Annotated in this window: 1 pseudogene; it reads right to left on the reverse strand. The window is 45.3% G+C overall.

Features of this window, described 5'->3' with window-relative positions:
- A pseudogene (locus NE473_RS31560) lies at positions 1–296 on the reverse strand (hypothetical protein); the annotation flags it as partial.

The following is a 296-nucleotide window of genomic DNA, read 5'->3' on the forward strand; positions in this document are numbered from 1 at the left end:
TGTTTTACGAAAAGACAGAGGACTATGGGCTCTATGCCTATTTTGAGCACCTCATCATATTGAGAAGTCTCGGCCACAGAGAAAAACTGACTGGGCTTTAAATAGATCGGCTGCTGGGTTGCCCCTTCGGTTGTAGGATACATGGACATTCCAAAATCTCTTCCTGCTGCGGTGACCATGGCCGAATACTGATTCGAAAATGAGAAATCGTTCCATACCGTACTGTCCAGCCCTTTCGTTCGCAAAGGAATCAGGCCATAATTCACACCAATGATAAAGACATGGGAAAACTCAAG

Source organism: Hungatella sp. SL.1.14 (assembly GCF_024460495.1).
Taxonomy (GTDB): Bacteria; Bacillota; Clostridia; order Lachnospirales; family Lachnospiraceae; genus Hungatella; species Hungatella hathewayi.